Below are 507 nucleotides of genomic sequence, written 5' to 3'. Positions count from 1 at the left end.
GTCAGCCGCCCCTCCTGCCCCGAAACGCCCATCCCCGCCGCCAGGCACGGGTCCAGCGCGGCGAACTCGTCCACGTACCGGTCAGCGAGATCATCCAGAGCCGTCATCGCCCCAGGCTACGACCGCGCACCCCAAAAGTGATCATGAGAACCTGCCAAATCCGGCGCCGCCCCGCCGTGCCCCGCGTCAGCGCGCCGCCACCGCCAGCCGCACACCCAGCGCCACCAGCACCACACCGCACAACTGCTCCAGCCGGCGCCGCACCTCCGCCCGATCCAGCACCCGGCGCGCCGCACCCACCAGCCACACCACCACCGAATACCAAAGCAGATCGATCAACGCCCACAACACCGAGAACGCCACCAGCACCACCGGCACCGGCCACCCCGCCGGCACGAACTGCGGAAGGAACGACACCGCGAACACCCCCGCCTTCGGATTCGCGAAATTCGTCACCAACCCCAGCCGGAAGCACCCCCACCCCGACCGCCCCGCCGCACCCGGCAC

The 507-nt window shown here is 70.8% G+C and carries 1 protein-coding gene; it reads right to left on the bottom strand.

The window, feature by feature from the left end:
- Positions 1-186: 186 nt before the first annotated feature.
- Positions 187-507, bottom strand: a 321-nt coding sequence (locus E1289_RS37870; RefSeq protein WP_165970794.1) for a LysE family transporter, incomplete at its 5' end; no start/stop codon positions are given.

The sequence above is a fragment of the Actinomadura sp. 6K520 genome (genome assembly GCF_004349245.1).
Taxonomy (GTDB): Bacteria; Actinomycetota; Actinomycetes; order Streptosporangiales; family Streptosporangiaceae; genus Spirillospora.
Note: the sequence above shows the minus strand (reverse complement) of the source record. Positions and strands in the feature narration are given on the sequence as shown.